Origin of the sequence: Acidocella aquatica (assembly GCF_030160635.1) — a bacterium.
GTDB lineage: Bacteria > Pseudomonadota > Alphaproteobacteria > Acetobacterales > Acetobacteraceae > Acidocella > Acidocella aquatica.
In genome coordinates this window covers 1-764 of sequence record NZ_BSOS01000137.1, presented here as the reverse complement: position 1 = coordinate 764, position 764 = coordinate 1, and the positions used below count along the sequence as shown (strand labels likewise).

Sequence of the window (764 nt, the reverse complement as noted above, 5' to 3'; positions counted from 1 at the left end):
GTGCAGCAGATGATTGTTGCGCAGGGCAGGAGGCAGAGCCGCTGAGACGACGGTTTGCAGACTCTGATGCGCGGGTTGGATACCGCATTTCCGTATGTTCGTCTGGGGCTGGCTCGATCTGTCAGCGGGCGTCGACAATGTCGGCCACAAAGTTGGTTCGAGAGTTCCCCCACCGGGGCCCTGCCTCCAGCGATACGCAACAATGATGTCGGACTTAGTTGTTCTCCTGTCTTGAAGTGAAATGAATCGTTGGCGATTGCAGCGGTTGATCAGGCTACTTGATGCGGCTCCACCTCTTGTCCGATTGCCCAGAGGAAGGCGGCCATTTCCCGGGCGATTGCCACCGTGACGACGGACTGGCGTTTGCCATGGGCCATGAGTTTTCGGTAGCGGCTGCAGAGCCTGACCTGTGCTTTCCAGGCGATGTCGCTCACAGCTTTCGTCAGTCCGGCCTGTCGTTCTTGCAACAGCCGGCTTATGCGAGCCGGGAACCGGTACGTCCAAGCGCCCTCGATGAGTACACGTCGAACCCTGCTATTGCCGGCTTTCGTAATGCTGCCACGTCGGACCCGTTGGCCGGTAGAGTTTTCGGAAGGGACCAAACCGAGATACGCCATCAGTTGGCGCGGAGTTTCGAAGCGGCGCACATCACCAATTTCGGCGACGAAAGTGACCGCGGTCAGGAAAGCGACGCCACGCAGCGCCTGAAAGGCGGCGATAACCGGCGCCATGGACCAGGAGGCCACCACTTCCGCTACTTGCCC

1 protein-coding gene is annotated in these 764 nt (G+C 59.7%); it reads right to left on the bottom strand.

From position 1 onward, the window contains the following. Positions 1-269 precede the first annotated feature (269 nt). A partial coding sequence (locus tag QQJ84_RS19365) for a transposase (RefSeq protein WP_284259964.1) occupies positions 270-764 on the bottom strand: 495 nt, incomplete at its 5' end.